Source organism: Brachybacterium nesterenkovii (assembly GCF_900163655.1).
Taxonomy (GTDB): domain Bacteria; phylum Actinomycetota; class Actinomycetes; order Actinomycetales; family Dermabacteraceae; genus Brachybacterium; species Brachybacterium nesterenkovii.
The window spans coordinates 1-1,163 of sequence record NZ_FWFG01000105.1 but is presented as its reverse complement, the minus strand read 5'-3'; the positions used below and the strand labels follow the sequence as shown (position 1 = coordinate 1,163).

At 65.8% G+C, this 1,163-nt stretch carries 2 protein-coding genes; both read right to left on the bottom strand.

The window, feature by feature from the left end:
- On the bottom strand, positions 1-875 hold an 875-nt coding region (locus FM110_RS12030; protein ID WP_234992436.1), incomplete at its 3' end, for a helix-turn-helix domain-containing protein.
- 110 nt (positions 876-985) lie between these two features.
- A partial coding sequence (locus tag FM110_RS12025; protein WP_143276387.1) for an integrase core domain-containing protein occupies positions 986-1,163 on the bottom strand: 178 nt, incomplete at its 5' end.

Sequence of the window (1,163 nt, the reverse complement as noted above, 5' to 3'; positions counted from 1 at the left end):
GCCATCTCATGGAACCGGCCCAAGGAGGTGCACCTGGGCCTGGCCGACCCCACCACCCCGACATTCAAAACCAAGGAAATCCTGCCAACTACTTGACGCGGGACATAGGGCCGGGTCCGCTGATGCCGTGAAGCATGCGCGTTCACGGTGCGGACGAACGTCTTCGCCCGGTAGTTGGCACCATTGTCGGTGACCACCCGGACCAGACGCGTGATGCCGTGAGCAGCGAAGAACGCCCTGGCGCGGGAGAAGAAACCGATGGTGGTTGCCGCGGTCTCGTTCTCCAGAGCCTCGGTGTATGCCAGGCGGGAGTAGCCGTCGATCGCGGAGTGCAGGTAGGTGTAGCCCACGCGCTGCTTGCGCGCCTTCGCATGGCCGCGGCCATGGAGTCGCCAGCCGCCACCGTCGGGGATCTGTCCGACCTTCTTCACGTCCAGGTGGAGCATGTGGCCCGGTAAGCGGGCGATGATCTTCCCGGGCTCACGGTTGTTCTCCCCGGTCGGGTCGAGATCTCGGCGGCGGGAGATCCCGAGCCGTTCCAGCCAGCGCCCGATGGTCCGGACGCAGTAGTGGTGGCCGCGGCTGGCGAGCTCGAGGGCGATGCGGCGGGCAGACCATTTGTGCTCTCGCCGCCAAGCGTCGATGAGTTCGAGGACCTCGATCGGTGGCCGCGAGGGTCTCCGTGCTGGGGCGCTGGTGCGGTCTTCCAAGGCTTCGGCACCGTCAGCGCGATAGCGGTGGACCCACTTCGTCAGAGTCGAGCGAGCGACGCCGGCTTCGGCAGCGACGTGGGCGATGGGTCGGCCATCATCTTCGACACGTAGGACCAGGCGGAGTCTTCCGGCAGGGGTCAGCGGCGAATTACGGTGGGTCATGGAACGGGTCTCTTCCAGCAGATGGACGGCTTCAGCACCACCCATCGTGCCGGTCAGGGACCCGTTCCTTCATCCCCGCTCCGTGACTACAACGTCATGACCCGCAACACCTAGGTGTACTGACCGGGGACGTTGATCAATCGTGAGAAGGGTGGCTGGCCTCCGCAGGCGGTGTGTGGTCGGTGCTGGTTGTACTCGTGGAGCCAGTCTGGGAGGGCATCGCGGCGTTCGTTGGGGCCTACCCCCGGTTCGTGGACACGGGGGTTGTTTACGCTGCGAGCGCCAGCG